This window comes from Thiomonas sp., assembly GCF_034007205.1.
GTDB lineage: Bacteria > Pseudomonadota > Gammaproteobacteria > Burkholderiales > Burkholderiaceae_C > Thiomonas.
Genome location: NZ_JAVERI010000002.1, coordinates 103,927 through 119,894, shown reverse-complemented (window position 1 = coordinate 119,894; position 15,968 = coordinate 103,927). Strand labels below are relative to the sequence as shown.

Below are 15,968 nucleotides of genomic sequence, written 5' to 3'. Positions count from 1 at the left end.
GGATCAACCCCCGATCATCGCGGCCGCCGTGTGCCACCAGGACACCAGAAACTGCGGTATCCACAGCCCGAGCAGCAGCACCAGCGCCAGATGCACGAACACCGGCGCCATATTGGGCGCATGCGAGAGTTCGCGCAGGCTGCTGCGGCCAAACACCATGCCCTGCCCGCGCAGGAACAACGCGCCAAACGCCACGCCCAGCCCCAGCAACAGGATGGGCGTGGCCCAGGGCTGTTGCTGCATCGCCGTGGTGAGGATGAGAAATTCACTGGCGAACACACTGAACGGCGGCATGCCCGCAATGGCCAGTACGCCGATCATCAACCCCCAGCCGAGTGCGGGCGACTGTTCGCGCAGCCCCTGGATGTCCTCGATGCGCTGACTGTGCGCTTTTTGCGAGGCGTGGCCCGTGGTGTAGAAAATGGCGCTCTTGGTCAGGGCATGGCCGGTCATGTGCAGCAGGGCGGCGAAATTGGCCACCGGCCCGCCCATGCCAAAGGCGAAGGTGATGATGCCCATGTGTTCGATGGACGAGTAGGCGAACATGCGCTTCACATCCTTTTGCCGCCACAGCAAAAACGCGCCGACGAGCACCGAGACCAGCCCGAAGGCCATGAGCATCTGTGCCGGCCAGAACGCATGCAGACTGCCCTCGACCAGCACCTTGCTGCGCATCACCGCGTACAGCGCCACGTTGAGCAGCAGGCCCGACAGCACCGCAGAAACCGGCGTCGGGCCTTCTGCATGCGCGTCGGGCAGCCAGCTATGCAGCGGCGCCAGGCCGACCTTGGTGCCATAGCCCACGAGCAGAAAGACGAAGGCGATGCCGATGATGCCCGGCTCGAGCCGGCCTTTGACCGCATCGAGCCGGGTCCACAGCAGCGCATTCATGCCGGCGTGGCCCAGCACCCGCTCCGCAGCGAAATACAGCAGCACGGTGCCAAACAGCGCCAGCGCGATGCCCACGCCGCACAGGATGAAGTATTTCCACGCCGCTTCCAGGCTGGCCTTGGTGCGGTAGAGCGAGACCAGCAGCACGGTGGTCAGCGTGGCCGCCTCCATCGCCACCCAGAGGATGCCCATATTGTTCGTGGTCAGCGCCAGCAGCATGGTGAACATGAAGGCCTGATACATGCTGTGATAGAGCCGCAGCCGCGCCGCAGTCAAGCGTCCGCGGTCCTGCTCGATGCGCATATACGGCTGGGAGAAGGCCGCCGTGGTCATGCCGACGAAGGCGGTCAGCGCCACGAAGAACACATTGAACGGATCGATGAAAAACTGCTCGGCAAACACCCGCATCGGCCCTTGGGCGATGACCCGCGCCGTCAGCACGCTGGCGGCGGCGAACGTCGCGGCGCTGAAGGCCAGATTGACCTGTGGCGCGAAACCGCGCTGGCCGACGAAAGCCAGCACCGCGGCGCCCAGCAGAGGAATGGCAAGGACGATCAACAGCTCCATTCAGTCCTCTTTGAGGGTTTCCATATGCTGCAGGTCCAGACTGTCGAACTGTTCCCTGATCTGGAAAAAGAAAATTCCCAGGATGAACACCCCGACCAGCACGTCCAGGCCGATGCCCATTTCCACCACCATCGGCATGCCCTGCGTGGCGCTGGTGGCGGCGAACAGCAGGCCGTTTTCCATCGCCAGAAAGCCCACCACCTGGGCGACGGCCTTGCGCCGCACGATCATCATCAGGAAAGCCAGCAACACCAGCGCCAGCGCGATGCCCAGGGTGCCGCGCGTGGCCTCGCCGGCGAACCGGGAGATGGGCTGCGCCAGGACGAAGGAAAAGATCACCAGCACGATGCCGATGATCTGCAGGGTGGGAATGTTCACCAGGGTTTCGGTATCCCATTCGGCATGCAGGCGGCGGATGAGCCTGTGCAGCACCAGCGGCAGCACGATGACCTTGAGCAGCAGGGTCAGCGCGGCAGACTGATAAAGCTCGGCATCGCCCGTCGAATACGCCACAGCGACCGTGCTGGCCACCAGCAAGGCGCCCTGCGCAGCGAACAGGTTGACCAGATTGACCACCCGGCGCTGCGCCAGCATGGCAAAAGACAGCAGCAGCAGCAAGGCGGCGATCAGGTGGATGAGCTGCGTGCTCAGCGGCAGGGCGGGCAGCGCATGCAGGCCCGGCGCAGACGAAACGGCTGCGGCAGGCGCGGAAGCGAACAGGGCAAGTGCGGACATGGCGTCGTCCTCAGTGCGAGAGCATCAGCCGCACCAGCAAGCCGAGCACGGCGAGCAGAAAAGCGGTACCCAAAAATTCGGGGTCGCGAAAAATACGCAGCTTGGCGCTCAGGGTTTCGATCAGCGCAATGCCGAAACCAGCTGCCGCCAGTTTGAGCAGCAGCGACGGCAGCGCGACCAGCAGCCACAGCACGCCGTCGGCATGGCTCGCCATGCCCCAGGGCAGGAACAGCGCAAAGCCGATGCAGGCGTAGTTGAACAGCTTGAGGCTGCTGGCCCACTCCACCAGCGCCAGATGGCGCGCGGAATACTCCAGCACCATGGCCTCGTGGATCATGGTCAGTTCCAGATGGGTGGTCGGGTTGTCCACCGGAATGCGCGCGTTCTCGGCCAGCAGCACCATCACGAACGCCACGGCGGCAAAGGCCAGACTGGCGTGCAGCGCCAGATGCTGCGACTGCAGGAACCCGGCGATCGTCGGCAGCAGGGTGCTGCCCGAGATCAGCGAGGAGGTGAACACCACCATCAGCAGCGCGGGCTCGGCGAGGAAGCCCACCATCATGTCGCGCCGCGCGCCCATGCTGCCAAAGGCGGTGCCGATGTCCATGCCGGCAAGGGCGATGAACACCCGCGCCAGCGCAAACAGGCCCACCAGCGCAATGACATCGGCTGCCTGCGCAAACGGCAGATCGGTCGAGAGCGAGGGAATGATGGCCGCAGCCACCACCATGATGCCAAACAGCAGATACGGCACGACGCGAAACAGCGGCGTGGCGTCATGCGCCAGCACCGCGTCCTTGCGCAGCAGCTTGGCGATGCGCGCATACGGCTGCCAGATGGGCGCAGCGCTGCGGTTGGACAGCCAGGCACGGCACTGCATCACCCACCCGGACAAGAGCGGGGCCAGCAGCACCGACACGGCGACCGCCAGCAATTGCGTCAGCAAGGCGGAAACGCTCACTGGACTACCCTCCTCGCTGCGCTCGACTCCCCAAGGGAGTTGAGCGCTCCTTCGGAGCGGCCGTGCGGAGCGCTCATCGCACCACCACCATCAGCAACACCAGCAGGGTGAGGAAGCTGTAGAGCAGATAGACCGAAATCCGCCCCTGCTGAATCTTCCCCACCTGCCGCGCCAGCCACAGCACCGCCTGCGCCAGCGGCGTGTAGAACTGCGACCAGAACCTGTCTTCCACCGAGACCCGGTAGCGCGGCGCCGCGTCGTCCGGTCGCGGCACTTCGACCCGCTCCAGGAAGAATGGACTGAACACCCGGCGGATCGGCTGCCCGAAGCCTTCGGCGCTGTCCTGCATGCGTCCGCTCAGGCCGGGTGCGCCGCAGTCCCAGGGCGCGGCGCGGCGCAAGCGCCCCGCGTAGACGCGGTGCGTCATCAACCCCGTCAGGCTGACGGCCAGCACCGCGACGAGCAGAATCATCACGGGGCTGTAGGACGCCCGCTGCGGCGACAACGGCACCAGCCAGAACCAGTTGCCCGTTTGCGCCAGCGGCTTGCCCAGCACCAGCTGGTTGACCCGGTCGATGGCCTGCAGCACCCAGGTCGGAATCAGGCCCAGCAACACACAGCCTGCGGCCAGCCACAACAGACCGATGCGCTCCAGCCAGCCGACATCGTGCGCCTGTTCCAGTTGCGGTTCACGCGCACGCCCCAGAAAAATGATCCCATAGAACTTGACCATGACATACGCCGCCAGCGCCGCCGTCAGCGCCAGCAACGCCGCACCCAGAGGGATGAGCAGATTGAAAAACGGCTCGGGGATCTGCGGCGTGAACAAGAATGATTGCAACAACAGCCATTCGGCGACAAAACCGTTGAGCGGCGGCAGCCCGGCGATGGCCAGCGTGCCGATCAGCGCCGTCCAGCCCACCCAGGGCATGGGGCGCAGCAGGCCGCCGAGCTTGCCCAGGCTGCGCTGCCTGGTGGCGTGCAGCACGGCGCCGGTGGCCAGGAACAGCAGACTCTTGAAAAAGGCATGGTTGAGCAGGTGGTACAGCATGGCTGCGAGCGCCAGCGCCGCAAACACCGCCAGCCCGACACCGTGGAACACCAGCGCCAGGCCCAAGGCGGCGAAGGCGATGCCGATGTTCTCGATGGATGAATAAGCCAGCAGCCGCTTCATGTCGGTCTGTACCGCGGCGAACAACACGCCGAACAGAGCCCCGAACAGCCCCAGCGCCAACAGCGGCACTCCCCACCACCACAGCGGCGCGTGCAGCAGGTCGAAGCTCACCCGCAGCAGACCGTAGAGTGCCGTCTTGAGCATCACCCCGCTCATCAGTGCCGAGACCGGCGAAGGCGCGGCCGGGTGCGCCTCGGGCAGCCAGATGTGCAAGGGCACCAACCCGGCCTTGGCGCCAAAGCCGATGACCGCCAGACCGAAGGCCACGCTGGCCCAGGCCGGGTTCAGCGGCGCGTGGCGCATGGCCTCGAACGTCAGACCGGCGATTCCGTCCTGCATCATCACCCCAAAGCACAACAGCAGCGCGATGGCCCCCAGATGCGCCAACAGCAGATACACATAACCGGCTCTGCGGATTTCCGCCATGCGGTGCTGGGAGACCACCAGGAAATATGAGGCCATGGCCATGACCTCCCAGGCCAGCATGAAGCTGTAGGCGTCTGCAGCGAGCATCACCATGCTCATCGCCGCCAGGAACACGTGGTACTGCATACCCAGCAGCCCCGGGGCCGTGCCTTCACCCTCGCGGAAGTAACCGGCAGCAAAGGTGGAAATCCCCACCGTGGATGACCCCAGCAGAAACAGGAAAAACCCCGACAGGGCGTCCAGCCGCAGATGCATGGGCAGGCCCGGCAGACCGATGGGCAGGACCAGCGATTGCGGCGCAGCGAACAGCGCCAGCAACCCCACACCGGCCATCACCAGGCTGCCCAGCGCGCCCAGGGGAAAGATCACCCGCGCCACCCAGCGCGTGGAACGCGGCGCGACGAAACCCGCCAGCCCCATGCCCACCCAAGCCGCGATCACACCCAAGCCGATGGGAAGCAGATCAGATGCGTTCATTGGGGTTGCGTGAAATTGAGATTCACATAAGATGTGCATCACATGCTAATACAACTCACCCCGCCATGGAACAGCGCACCAGCCGATTGACCGTTCTGATCGACCCGCAGAAAAAAGCGGTATTCGAGCATCTGTGTGCGAAGGAAGACCAGACCCCGTCGCAAGTGGTGCGGCGCCTGATCCGCGAATACATCGAAGCCCGGCTCGGCCGCCCCTGGCAACCCGGCGAAACCCCCGAAGACGCGCTGAGGCGCTGACCTCCTGATCCCGCAGTAGGACGAAGGGAGGGCCAGCAGCCTGTCGGACTTGAAGAATTCCTCCCCCGCTTGCCGGGGGAGGTCGGGAGGGGCATCCCTTGCATAGCGCAGCGCCGTCTTCTCCTCCCCCGCTTGCCGGGGGAGGTCGGGAGGGGGAGCGATGCGTTTGATTCCTCGCGCCTCTCCCCACAAGTAGCGAGGGAGGCGTTGTGCGCTACCCGCTCTCTCGTCTATCTCATTGATAGGTTCCGTTCACTGCGCTGCATCTCTCGCGCTCATTTCTTCAGTGTTTCCCCTGGAAAACCGTCATTTCCCTCCGGGCGGCTTGGGCGCCCTGGCGATTTCGGCGGGCGTGCAGTTGCCCAGCGACACCAGGCAATACCGCACGTCCTTGGGGGCGCCGCCCTTGGGCCAGTCGTAGATGCTCATGGGGAAATCGGGCCGGGGCTGATGCGAGAAGTAAGCCGCCACGTCCACCGCATCCTGATCGCTCATTGAACCACCCTCCTCGCTGCGCTCGACTCCCCGAGGGAGTTGAGCGCCACCTTCGGGCGGCCGTGCGGAGGCGCTCATGCGACCGACCCCCGTTGGCGGATGCAGACTGTCGGCCACAGGCATGGCGCCCTTGACGAAACCGGCGGCGGTGTAGGTGCGCGCCATGCCGGCGCCGATGTTGAACGAATCCGGCCCCCACAGCGGCGGGAAGACATACTCGCCCTTGGCGTTCTTGCTGCCCTGGCCGTCGATGCCATGACAGGCGGCGCAACGCTCGGCGTAGATCGCCTTGCCGCGCACGGGATCGGGCTTGATCGACGTGCTGATCTTGTACAGCGCGGCGCCCTTGACCTTGGCGTCGGCGGGAACGTCCTTGGACATCCAGGCCATGAAGGCGAGCATGGCCTTCATTTCGCGGGAATCCTTCGGGATGGGCTTGCCGTTCATCGACCGCAGCATGCAGCCGTTGATGCGGTCGGCCATGCTGACCACCCGGGCGGCGCGACCGTTGTACATGGGGTAGAGCACGTTCTGCCCGACAAAGGCCGAGGAGTGGGGCACAAAACCGCCGCCCAAGTGACAGCTCGTGCAATTCATCGCCGCGCCGACGTTGTGAGGCAGCAGTTTCCTGGTCTGCGTCATCAGGCGGTAGCCGTAGAGGATTTCCGCGCCGTTGGGTTCATGCGACAGCGCGGCGAGGTTGGGCGCCTTGAAAGGCACTTCGCGCGTCGGCTTGGGCTTGGCGACCAGCGCCGGTGCTGCGGGCGCCGATGCGGTTTGGGCCAGGACAGGCTGGGCTGCGATGCCCGCCAGCAGGCACGCTGCCAGCAGGGTGTGCACCGTCATGTTGGCGCGTGAATCGGTTGTGCTGTTTTTCATGATGGTCTGCCTCAATGGGTTTTGGCGATGTCTGCGCGAACTTTCGCCACTTCGCTGGCGCTGACCGCCGCCCCGCTGTTGCCCCAGCCGCTGCGCACGAAGGTGGCGATGTCGGCCACCTGCTGGTCGCTGAGCACGCTGGCGAAGGCGGGCATGGTGAACTGGTGAATGCCTTTGACTTCGGCGGTCTGCCCCCCGGCCAGAATCACATGGATCAGATTGAGCGCATCGCGCGATTCCACCGTGGGATTGCTCGCCATGGCCGGAAACACGCCTGCGGCGCCTTCTCCGTCGTTCTGATGGCAAAGGGCGCAATGCTGCGCATAGGCCAGGGAGCCGACGGAGTGCAGATCGGGCTGCGGCGCGGGCGCGACGGGCTGCGGCGCCCTGGGCTTGTTCGGATCGGCAGGCAGCGATTTGAGGTAGATCGCCACCGCCTCCAGGTCGGCGTCGGTCCAGTGCTGTGAGCTGTGGTGGATGACCTCGGTCATGCTGCCCATCGCCGCGCCGGTACTGTTGCGCCCGGTCTTGAGCAATTGCACGATGTCGGCCACGCTCCAGCCGCCCAGACCGCCCACGCCATTGCCGCGCAGATTGCTGGCATACCAGTTCTCGACCTTGGCGCCCGAGAGAAACAGCGAGCCATCGGCGCCGCTGGCGCTCAGCGCCTTTTCCTGCATGCCGATGCCGCGCGGGGTGTGGCAGGCGCCGCAGTGCCCCAGACCTTCCACCAGATAGGCGCCGCGGTTCCATTGCGCGCCCTGTTTGGGATCGGGCTGGTAGGCATGGTCATCGGAGGCGTACATCCACTTCCAGATCGCCAGCGGCCAGCGCAGGGTCAGCGGCCAGATCATGGTGGGCGGCTTGTCGGGCTGTGCCACCGGCTTCACGCCCTGCATGAAGTAGGCGTAAAGCGCTTTCATGTCTTCGGGCGTGACCTTGGCATAGGACGGATACGGCATGGCCGGATAAAGATATTTCCCGCCGGGTGCGACACCTTTGCGCACTGCACGATCAAAATCCTCGAAGGTGTATTTGCCAATGCCATCGGTTGGATCGGGCGTGATATTGCTCGAATAAATCGTGCCCATCGGCAGCGGCATGGGCAAACCGCCGGCAAATGGCTTGCCGCCCGGCGCAGTGTGGCAGGCGATGCAGTCGCCGACCTTGGCCACGTAGGCTCCCCGCTCGATTTCCTGCGGTGAAAACCGGGGAGACGCCTGCGCGAAACCAACCCAGCCGATTATCAATAAAAATCCTGACACATAATGTAATCTGGATTTTTTGTTTGTGACACTCATATTTCTGCCCTCCTTGTCGTTCGCATTTTTGTGCCTCGCAGCACGTTGGATCACAGATTAACTTGTGGAATATTCTGATTCTTGACTCAGCGCAAGGGTTGTTTGTCCGAATTACAAAATGAAACGAATACGGCAGCATCCAATCAAAACGCGATCCCCTTGCCCTCGCGACAAGGGATTGCATGGCACTCAAGATCGCGCGGTACCATCGCCCGGCCCGCCCGCCCATCTCCTGCTCCAACGCTCGCCCATGACCGACCGCGTCCGCCCCAACCAGTTCGCCCTGCTGGGCCAGCGCCGTTTCGCGCCGTTTTTCTGGACGCAGTTCGGCGGTGCGGGCAACGACAATCTGTTCAAGTTCGCCTTCACCGTGATGGTGGCCTATCGTGCCGAAGCAGCTTCGGCGCAGTCCACCGGGCTGATGGTCAACCTGATCGCCGCGCTCTACATCCTGCCCTTCGTGTTGTTCTCGGCCACCAGCGGGCAACTGGCCGACAAGTTCGACAAGGCGGTACTGATGCGCCGGGTGAAGACGCTGGAAATCGCCATCATGGCGCTGGCGCTGTGGGGCTTCGTCACCGCCAATGTGCCGGCGCTGCTGGTCTGCGCCTTTGGCATGGGGCTGCATTCCACGCTGTTCGGCCCGGCCAAGTATGCCTATCTGCCGCAGCATCTCGACACAGCCGAGCTGACCGGGGGCAACGGCATGACCGAGATGGGCACCTTCGTCGCCATTCTGCTGGGCAATCTGGCCGGCGGCCTGGTGATGACCGCAGGGCGCGGCCCGCTGATCGCCGGTCTGGCCTGCGTGACCGTAGCGCTGCTGGGCTGGACTGCGGCGCGCTTCATTCCCGCCACGGCGCCGGTGGACCCGCAACTGCGCATCGACTGGAACCCGTTCACCGAGACCGCACGCAACCTGCGCCTGGCAGCAAGCGACCGCACGGTGCTGCAGGCGCTGCTGGCGATTTCGTGGATGTGGTTTTACGGCGTGGCCTTCCTCACGCAGTTTCCGGTGTTCGCCAAGGACGTGCTCGGCGGCAACGAGGCGGTGGCCTCGCTGTTGCTGGCGGTGTTTTCCATCGGCATCGCGTTGGGTTCGCTGGCCTGCGAGGGGCTGGCGCGCGGGCGGGTGGAGATCGGCCTGGTGCCGCTGGGCGCCATCGGCATGACGGCGTTTGGCATCGACCTGTATTTCGCCACGCTGAACCTGCCGCACGAAGCCGCGCTGCAGGGCGTTCTACCCTTCGTGCGCGATCCGGCGCACTGGCGGGTGATGCTCGACCTGTTCCTGCTCTCGACCAGCGCCGGCATCTACAGCGTGCCGCTGTACGCGCTGATCCAGCACCACACCCCGCCCACGCACCGTTCGCGGGTGATCGCGGCCAACAACATCCTCAACGCGCTTTACATGGTGGTGTGCTCGGGCTACTGCGCGGCGATGCTGGTCGCCGGAGTGAGCGTGCCCGCGCTGCTGCTGAGCGTGGCGCTGCTCAATGCGCTGGCCGCCCTCTGGCTGATCTGGCGCCAGCCGCTGTACGGTCAGCGCTTTCTGGCCTGGGCGCGGCAAAGGGCTTGATGGACTCGCCGTCATCGCCCGGGAACGACGCGGTGTAGAGCGACTGTGCGAACATTCTGCAGTTTGTCGTATTCACTGCGCATGCCGTCCTCCCCCCCGCCTTCCGACCCGCAACAGGCACCGCTGTCCGTCAACCAGTTCAAGCTGCTGGGGCAGCGCCGCTTCGCGCCGTTTTTCTGGACGCAGTTCACCAATGCGGGCAATGACAACCTGCTGAAGTTCGCCTTCACCATGCTGGTGACCTACCGCGCCGAGGCGCAGACCGGGCTGCCCGCGGGGCTGATGGTCAACCTCATCGCCGCGCTGTATGTGCTGCCCTTCGTGCTGCTGTCGGCCACGGCCGGGCAGCTTGCGGACAAGTGCGACATGGGCGTCATCATGCGGCGCATCAAGTCTTTCGAGATTGTCATCATGCTCGGCGCGCTGTGGGGCTTCGTCACGGTGAATGTGCCGCTGCTGCTGGTTTGCGTGCTGGGCATGGGGCTGCATTCCACCCTGTTCGGCCCGGTGAAATTCGCCTATCTGCCGCGTCACCTGCACACCGCGGAACTCACCGGCGGCAACGGCATGACCGAGATGGGCGGCTTCGTCGCCATTCTGCTGGGCAGCCTGGTGGGCGGGGTGCTGATGACCTACCCGCAAGGGCCGGTGTTCGCCGGAGCGACCTGTCTTGCCATTTCGCTGGCGGGCTGGACCATGGCACGCTTCGTGCCGCGCACCCCGTCGTTGGTCTGTGAAACCGGCATCAACTGGAACCCGTTCACGGCCACCGCGCGCAGCCTCAGGCTCGCTGCCGCCGACCGCTCCGTGCTGGCGGCGCTGATCGCCATCGCCTGGATGTGGTTCTACGGCGTGGCGTTTCTCACGCAGTTTCCGATCTTCACCCGCGAGGTGGTGCACGGCAGCGAGGCCGTGGCGTCGCTGCTGCTGGTGATTTTCGCCGTGGGCATCGGCCTGGGCTCGGTGGCCTGCGAGTGGATGGCGCACGGCCGGGTGGAAATCGGCCTGGTGCTGGTGGGCGCCATCGGCATGTCGGTGTTCGGCGTCGATCTGTTCGTCGCCACCCGGCACCTGCCGCACAACGGGCAGTTGCAAACCCTCACGCTGTTCCTGCGCGAAGGCGTGCACTGGCGCTTGATGGTCGATCTGCTGCTGATCTCGGCCAGCGCCGGAATTTACAGCGTGCCGCTGTATGCCTTCATCCAGCATCGCGTGGCCGAAACCCACCGCGCCCGGGTGATCGCCGCCAGCAATATGCTCAACGCCCTGTTCATGATCGCCTGCGCGGCGTATTGCGCCACCTTGCTGACCTCGGGCGTGGGCGTGCCGATGCTGCTGCTGACCGTAGCCCTGTTCAACGCCCTGATGCTCGCCTGGCTGGTGTGGAAGCAGCCGATCTACGGGCGGCGCTTCATCGCCTGGGTGCTGCGCCGAAAGGCGACGACGCCGCTGTAGCGAAACGCTGCAGGATGCCTCCACCGCTTGCAGGGGAAGTGAGGAGGAGATAAGCGATTGATTCATCGCGTTTTTCCCCACCCCAACCCTCCCCACGAGTGGGGAGGGAGAGCACACCCCTCCCCCACGGCGTGGGGGAGGTTGGGAGGGGGAGAGGCCCACCCGAAGCCCGACAGACTCATAGTCGAATCAGCGTTTCCCTGAAGAACTTTCTCGATGGCACGCCTTGCTGCAGAGATTCCCCCTTCAACCCTAAAGTATCTAGTAAGTTGTAGACTTCAAACAATTCTTTCACAGCCACCGGTTTTGCCCCATGTCTTCCCTGCCTTCCCCAGACCCCTCCCGCCTCACCATCGGTGAACTCGCGCAGCGTGCGCAGTTGGGGGCCGAGACGCTGCGTTACTACGAGCGTCTGGGTCTGCTCGAACCGGCGCAGCGCACCGCCAGCGGCTACCGGCTGTACGCGCCGCAAGCCGTCGAGCGGCTCGACTTCATCCGGCGGGCGCAGGCGTTGGGGTTTTCGCTGGCGCAGATCGGCGAGTTGCTGGCGCTGCACGCCCGACCCGAAGCCGACATGGGCGCGGTGCGCGCCATCGCCGCGCAGCGGCTGGCCGAGATCGACGCCAAGATCGACGACCTGCAGCGCATGAAACAAGGTCTGCAAACGCTGCTCGATGCCTGCCCCGGCCACGGCGCCACGAAGCAATGCCCCATCCTCGCCTCCTTGCGGGGCGAGAAGGAGAACGTCCATGAATGAGTCCATCACGCCTGACTCCGGCCTGACCGCCTGCCCGGTGGAGCCGCGCGAAACAGCGGCGCCCGCGCCAGCCGACAAAGCCCCGGCCACAGGCCAGACCCTGCGCCTCGACGTAGGCGGCATGACCTGCGCCTCGTGCAGCGCGCGGGTGGAGCGCGCCTTGCGCAAGCTCCCCGGCGTACTGGTAGCAAGCGTCAACCTCGCCACCACTCAGGCCGAGGTGACTTACGACCCGCAGACCGCCACCCCGCAAGCCATTGCCGATGCGGTGAGCGCCGCAGGCTACACCCCGATCGTCGCCGAAGCAGCGCTGGACGTGGAGGGCATGACCTGCGCCTCCTGCGCGGGCCGGGTGGAACGCGCACTGCGCAAGCTGCCCGGCGTGCTGTCCGCCACGGTGAATCTGGCGGTCAACCGCGCGCAGGTGCGCTATCTGCCCGCCATGCTCGACGCCGGGGCGCTGGCGCAGGCCGTGGTGGATGCGGGCTACGGCGCGCACCCGGTGCAGGAGTGCGACGACGCGGCAGATCAAGGAAACGCAGGGCCGCCCCAAGTTTCCTTGACCCCCTCGGGGGGCGGGTCGGCAAGCCGACCCAAGGGGCGCACATCAAACGCCAGCGCTGCCGCCCACGCCCGCAGTCTGGCGCGCATGCGGCGCGACGTCGTGCTCGCGGCCCTTCTCGCGCTGCCGGTGCTGGTGCTGGCTATGCTGCCCATGGTCTGGCCCGCCTTCGACGCCGCGCTGCTGCGCACCTCGCCCATCCCGCGCTTCTGGGACTGGGTGCAGTTCGCCCTCACCAGCGCCGTGCTGTTCGGCCCCGGGCGGCGGTTCTTTCGCACCGGCGCCATCGCCTACCGCCATCTCTCGCCCGACATGAATTCGCTGGTCGCCACCGGCACCGGCGCGGCCTGGGCCTACAGCACGCTGGTGCTGCTGGCGCCGCAGTGGTTTGCCGCCGAGTCGCGGCATGTGTATTTCGACTCCGCCGCCGTGGTGGTGGCGGTGATCCTGGCGGGCAAGTATCTGGAGGAACTGGCCAAGGGCCGCGCCTCCACCGCCATCCACAAGCTCCTCGGGCTGCAGGCCAAACAGGCCACGCGCCTCGATGCGCAGGGCGTGGAGCAATCGGTCAGCCTCGCCGCGCTGCACATCGGCGACCGTGTGCTGGTGCGCCCCGGCGAGCGCCTGCCGGTGGACGGCAGGGTGATCGAAGGCGACAGCCATGTGGATGAATCCATGCTCACCGGCGAGGCCGTGCCGGTGAGCCGCAAACCGGGCGACACGGTAGTGGGCGGCACGGTCAATGCCGAAGGCCGGCTGGTGATCGAAGCCACCGCGCTGGGCAAGGACACGGTGCTGGCGCAGATCGTGCGCCTGGTGGAAAACGCCCAGACCGGCAAGCTGCCGGTGCAGCGCGTGGCCGACCGCGTGGTCGCCGTGTTCACCCCCGTCGTGCTGCTGATCGCCGCGGCCAGCTTCGCCGCGTGGCTGATGCTCACGGGTGATATCAGCGCCGCGCTGGTCGCCGCAGTCGCCGTGCTGGTGGTGGCCTGCCCCTGCGCCATGGGTCTGGCCACCCCGGCGGCCATTCTGGTGGGCAGCAGCCGCGCGGCGGAAATGGGCGTGCTGTTCCGCAAGGGCGAGGCGCTGGAGGCGCTCTCGCGCATCGACACCGTGCTGCTCGACAAGACCGGCACCGTCACCCGCGGCAGGCCCGCGCTCACCGCACTGCACAGCGCTCTCGACGAGAACGAAGCGCTGCGCCTGGCCGCCGCCCTCGAAGCCGACTCCGAGCACCCGCTGGCCCGCGCCGTGCGCGAGGCGGCGCAGCAGCGCGGGCTGGACATTCCCGCCGTGCAGGATTTCGCCGCCATCCCCGGCTATGGCGTGCGCGCCGCCCTCGAAGGCCACGCCCTGCTGCTGGGCGCGCGGCGCTTGATGGCGCGAGAAGGCATCGCCCTGAACGCCTTCGGCGCGCAGGCCGACGCGCTCGAAGCGCAAGGCCAGACGGCGGTGTTTCTGGCGCAGGACCAGCGCTGCGTCGCCGTGCTCGGCATCGCCGACCCGATCAAGCCCGAAGCCTTTGCCGTGGTGCAGGCGCTGCGCCAGCGCGGCCTGCACATCGCCCTGGTCACCGGAGACGCCCGGCGCACCGCACAGGCCGTGGCCGACGCGCTGGGCATTCAGCAAGTGCATGCGGAAGTGCTGCCACAGGACAAGGCCCGCGTGGTCAGCGAGTTGCAGGCGCAGGGGCGTCGTGTGGCCTTCGTCGGCGATGGCCTGAACGACGGCCCGGCGCTGGCGCAGGCCGACGTCGGCCTGGCGCTGGCCAGCGGTACCGATGTGGCCATCGAAGCCGCCGACGTCAGCCTGACCCGCGGCGACCTCGCCACCCTGCCCACGGCGATCGACACTGCGCGCCGCACCCTGCGCACCATCCACGGCAATCTGTTCTGGGCGTTCGCCTACAACATCGTGCTCATTCCCCTGGCCGCGGGCGTGGCCACGCCCTGGGGCATGCACCTGCACCCCATGCTGGCCGGCGTGGCGATGGGGCTGTCCTCGGTGTTCGTGCTGGGCAACAGCCTGCGGCTCAAACGGCTTTCATCCTGGCAAGCGCCCGTCTCTCGCCCAGCGGCACCATCGCCGGCACTCTCCCCCTTGACCCACACCCCCTGAAAGGAGCTTTGACATGCCTTCCATCGTGTTTTCCGCCCAGCCCTGCTGTGCCTTCGACGACGCCATCACCCGCACCACCGAGGCGCTCAAGGCGCAGGGTTTCGGCATCATCAGCGACATCGACGTGTCGGCCACCCTCAAGGCCAAGCTCGGCGTCGACCGACCGCCCTATCGCATCCTCGGCGCCTGCGCGCCGGGCTACGCCCTGAAGGCGCTCGACTTCGACCCGCACATCGGCGCCCTGCTGCCGTGCAATGTGGTGGTGCGCGAAGATGCGGCCAGGCAGCAGATCGTGGTCGATTTCATGAACCCCACCTCGGTGCTCGGCCTGATCGACAAACCCGAAGTGCACGCCGTCGCAAAGGAAGTCTGCGAAAAGCTGATGAAGGTGCGCGACGCCCTCGCCCAAGCCGCTTGAACTTCAGTCCCCACGAGGAGAAAAACGCATGAACACCATCCAACTGCAAATCACCGGCATGAGCTGCGGCCATTGCGTTGCCGCCGTCACCAAGGCGCTCAAGGCCGTTCCCGGCACGCAGGACGCCCAGGTCGACCTGAACAGCGGCCGCGCCACCGTGCAGGGCAGCGCCGCACCCGAAGCGCTGGTCAAGGCCGTGATCGAGGAAGGCTACGGGGCGGCGCTCAAGGAATGAATCGGCGCCTCATCTCTTATCGGAGCATCGGCCACAGCGTGGCGAGCAACAGGGCCGCCATGGTTAGGTTGAACACCTTGACGCGCCCTTGTTCGGTCAACAAATGACGCAGCCGGGCGCCCCCCAGCGCCCAGACGCTGATGGTCGGCAGATTGATCAAGCTGAACAGCGCCGCCACCGCCAGCACGAGCGAAAACCCACCCGAGCCTGGCACATAAACGGAGAACACGCTCAGCGCCATGAGCCACAGCTTGGGGTTGACCCACTGGAAGGCGAAGGCGCCGATGTAGCGCATGGGACGAGACTCCCGCACAGCGGAACCGTCGGGAGGCGATGCGCGGGCAATGCGCCAGGCGAGGTAGATCATGTAGAGCGCGCCGATCCATTTCATGGCGACTTCGGCCCAGGGCCAAAGCGAGAACAGTTCCGCCAGCCCCAGGCCGACGCTGGCGAGCAGGATCAGCACGCCCGTGCTGATGCCCAGCAGGTGCGGAATCGACGCGCGAAAGCCAAAGTTCGCGCCCGAGGCCAGCAGCATCAGATTGTTCGGCCCCGGCGTGACGGAGGTGACGAAGGCGAACAGCGCCAGCGCAGGAAGGTTGATGTCGAACATGGTTTTTTGCGCAACGAGAATATTGCGGGACTTATTTGGGTGGACGATGGCCTCACTGTAGGCATTGC

Annotated in this window: 13 protein-coding genes and 1 pseudogene; 7 read left to right on the top strand and 7 right to left on the bottom strand. The window is 65.9% G+C overall.

The annotated features are described in order from the left end of the window. Positions 1 to 3 precede the first annotated feature (3 nt). The 4 genes from RBR52_RS02195 to hyfB form a co-directional block, all read right to left on the bottom strand. Positions 4 to 1,458 carry a hydrogenase 4 subunit F gene (locus RBR52_RS02195; protein ID WP_320375533.1) on the bottom strand — a complete coding sequence of 485 codons (1,455 nt, stop codon included), beginning with the start codon at positions 1,456 to 1,458 and terminating at the stop codon, positions 4 to 6. Further along, complete coding sequence (locus RBR52_RS02190) at positions 1,459 to 2,193, bottom strand: formate hydrogenlyase (RefSeq protein WP_320375532.1); 735 nt, start codon at positions 2,191 to 2,193, stop codon at positions 1,459 to 1,461. Between the two features lie 10 nt (positions 2,194 to 2,203). Continuing rightward, positions 2,204 to 3,154, bottom strand: a complete 951-nt coding sequence (locus RBR52_RS02185) for a respiratory chain complex I subunit 1 family protein (RefSeq protein WP_320375531.1) — start codon at positions 3,152 to 3,154, stop codon at positions 2,204 to 2,206. A gap of 73 nt (positions 3,155 to 3,227) precedes the next feature. After that, positions 3,228 to 5,231, bottom strand: a complete 2,004-nt coding sequence (gene hyfB, locus RBR52_RS02180) for a hydrogenase 4 subunit B (RefSeq protein WP_320375530.1) — start codon at positions 5,229 to 5,231, stop codon at positions 3,228 to 3,230. Positions 5,232 to 5,296: 65 nt separating this feature from the next. Here hyfB and RBR52_RS02175 point away from each other — a divergent pair, with 65 nt between their 5' ends. Further along, positions 5,297 to 5,488 carry a ribbon-helix-helix protein, CopG family gene (locus RBR52_RS02175; RefSeq protein ID WP_320375529.1) on the top strand — a complete coding sequence of 64 codons (192 nt, stop codon included), beginning with the start codon at positions 5,297 to 5,299 and terminating at the stop codon, positions 5,486 to 5,488. Between the two features lie 306 nt (positions 5,489 to 5,794). Here the strand turns inward: RBR52_RS02175 and RBR52_RS02170 are convergent, their stop codons facing one another. After that, positions 5,795 to 6,862, bottom strand: coding sequence for a c-type cytochrome (locus RBR52_RS02170; RefSeq protein ID WP_320375528.1), 1,068 nt, complete (start codon positions 6,860 to 6,862; stop codon positions 5,795 to 5,797). Between the two features lie 11 nt (positions 6,863 to 6,873). Next, positions 6,874 to 8,163, bottom strand: a complete 1,290-nt coding sequence (locus RBR52_RS02165) for a c-type cytochrome (protein ID WP_413818282.1) — start codon at positions 8,161 to 8,163, stop codon at positions 6,874 to 6,876. A 250-nt stretch (positions 8,164 to 8,413) separates the two neighbouring features. Here RBR52_RS02165 and RBR52_RS02160 point away from each other — a divergent pair. From RBR52_RS02160 to RBR52_RS02135, 6 genes and pseudogenes are all read left to right on the top strand, one after another. Continuing rightward, positions 8,414 to 9,736: pseudogene (locus RBR52_RS02160) on the top strand (MFS transporter); the annotation flags it as partial. 87 nt (positions 9,737 to 9,823) lie between these two features. Next, complete coding sequence (locus tag RBR52_RS02155) at positions 9,824 to 11,197, top strand: MFS transporter (protein ID WP_320375526.1); 1,374 nt, start codon at positions 9,824 to 9,826, stop codon at positions 11,195 to 11,197. Between the two features lie 313 nt (positions 11,198 to 11,510). Next, entirely contained in the window at positions 11,511 to 11,954 is a 444-nt protein-coding gene (locus RBR52_RS02150) for a heavy metal-responsive transcriptional regulator (RefSeq protein WP_320375525.1), read from the top strand. Then, a complete protein-coding gene (locus tag RBR52_RS02145) occupies positions 11,947 to 14,634 on the top strand; it encodes a heavy metal translocating P-type ATPase (RefSeq protein WP_320375524.1) in 2,688 nt (895 codons plus the stop codon). Before RBR52_RS02150 ends, RBR52_RS02145 begins: the two co-directional genes overlap by 8 nt. Before the next feature lie 13 nt (positions 14,635 to 14,647). Continuing rightward, entirely contained in the window at positions 14,648 to 15,052 is a 405-nt protein-coding gene (locus tag RBR52_RS02140) for a DUF302 domain-containing protein (protein ID WP_320375523.1), read from the top strand. Positions 15,053 to 15,080: 28 nt separating this feature from the next. Continuing rightward, positions 15,081 to 15,287 (top strand): CopZ family metallochaperone, encoded by a 207-nt coding sequence (locus RBR52_RS02135; protein ID WP_320375522.1) that lies wholly within the window; start codon positions 15,081 to 15,083, stop codon positions 15,285 to 15,287. A 16-nt stretch (positions 15,288 to 15,303) separates the two neighbouring features. Here the strand turns inward: RBR52_RS02135 and RBR52_RS02130 are convergent, their stop codons facing one another. Continuing rightward, positions 15,304 to 15,900, bottom strand: a complete 597-nt coding sequence (locus tag RBR52_RS02130) for a LysE family translocator (protein WP_320375521.1) — start codon at positions 15,898 to 15,900, stop codon at positions 15,304 to 15,306. Positions 15,901 to 15,968 lie beyond the last annotated feature (68 nt).

Bases quoted from the DNA above. Each gene is read 5' to 3' on its own strand.
- RBR52_RS02130 (WP_320375521.1), bottom strand. From the start codon at position 15,900: ATGTTCGACATCAACCTTCCTGCGCTGGCGCTGTTCGCCTTCGTCACC.
- hyfB (WP_320375530.1), bottom strand. From the start codon at position 5,231: ATGAACGCATCTGATCTGCTTCCCATCGGCTTGGGTGTGATCGCGGCT.
- RBR52_RS02150 (WP_320375525.1), top strand. From the start codon at position 11,511: ATGTCTTCCCTGCCTTCCCCAGACCCCTCCCGCCTCACCATCGGTGAA.
- RBR52_RS02135 (WP_320375522.1), top strand. From the start codon at position 15,081: ATGAACACCATCCAACTGCAAATCACCGGCATGAGCTGCGGCCATTGC.
- RBR52_RS02175 (WP_320375529.1), top strand. From the start codon at position 5,297: ATGGAACAGCGCACCAGCCGATTGACCGTTCTGATCGACCCGCAGAAA.
- RBR52_RS02140 (WP_320375523.1), top strand. From the start codon at position 14,648: ATGCCTTCCATCGTGTTTTCCGCCCAGCCCTGCTGTGCCTTCGACGAC.
- RBR52_RS02190 (WP_320375532.1), bottom strand. From the start codon at position 2,193: ATGTCCGCACTTGCCCTGTTCGCTTCCGCGCCTGCCGCAGCCGTTTCG.
- RBR52_RS02145 (WP_320375524.1), top strand. From the start codon at position 11,947: ATGAATGAGTCCATCACGCCTGACTCCGGCCTGACCGCCTGCCCGGTG.
- RBR52_RS02195 (WP_320375533.1), bottom strand. From the start codon at position 1,458: ATGGAGCTGTTGATCGTCCTTGCCATTCCTCTGCTGGGCGCCGCGGTG.
- RBR52_RS02170 (WP_320375528.1), bottom strand. From the start codon at position 6,862: ATGAAAAACAGCACAACCGATTCACGCGCCAACATGACGGTGCACACC.
- RBR52_RS02155 (WP_320375526.1), top strand. From the start codon at position 9,824: ATGCCGTCCTCCCCCCCGCCTTCCGACCCGCAACAGGCACCGCTGTCC.
- RBR52_RS02165 (WP_413818282.1), bottom strand. From the start codon at position 8,163: ATGAGTGTCACAAACAAAAAATCCAGATTACATTATGTGTCAGGATTT.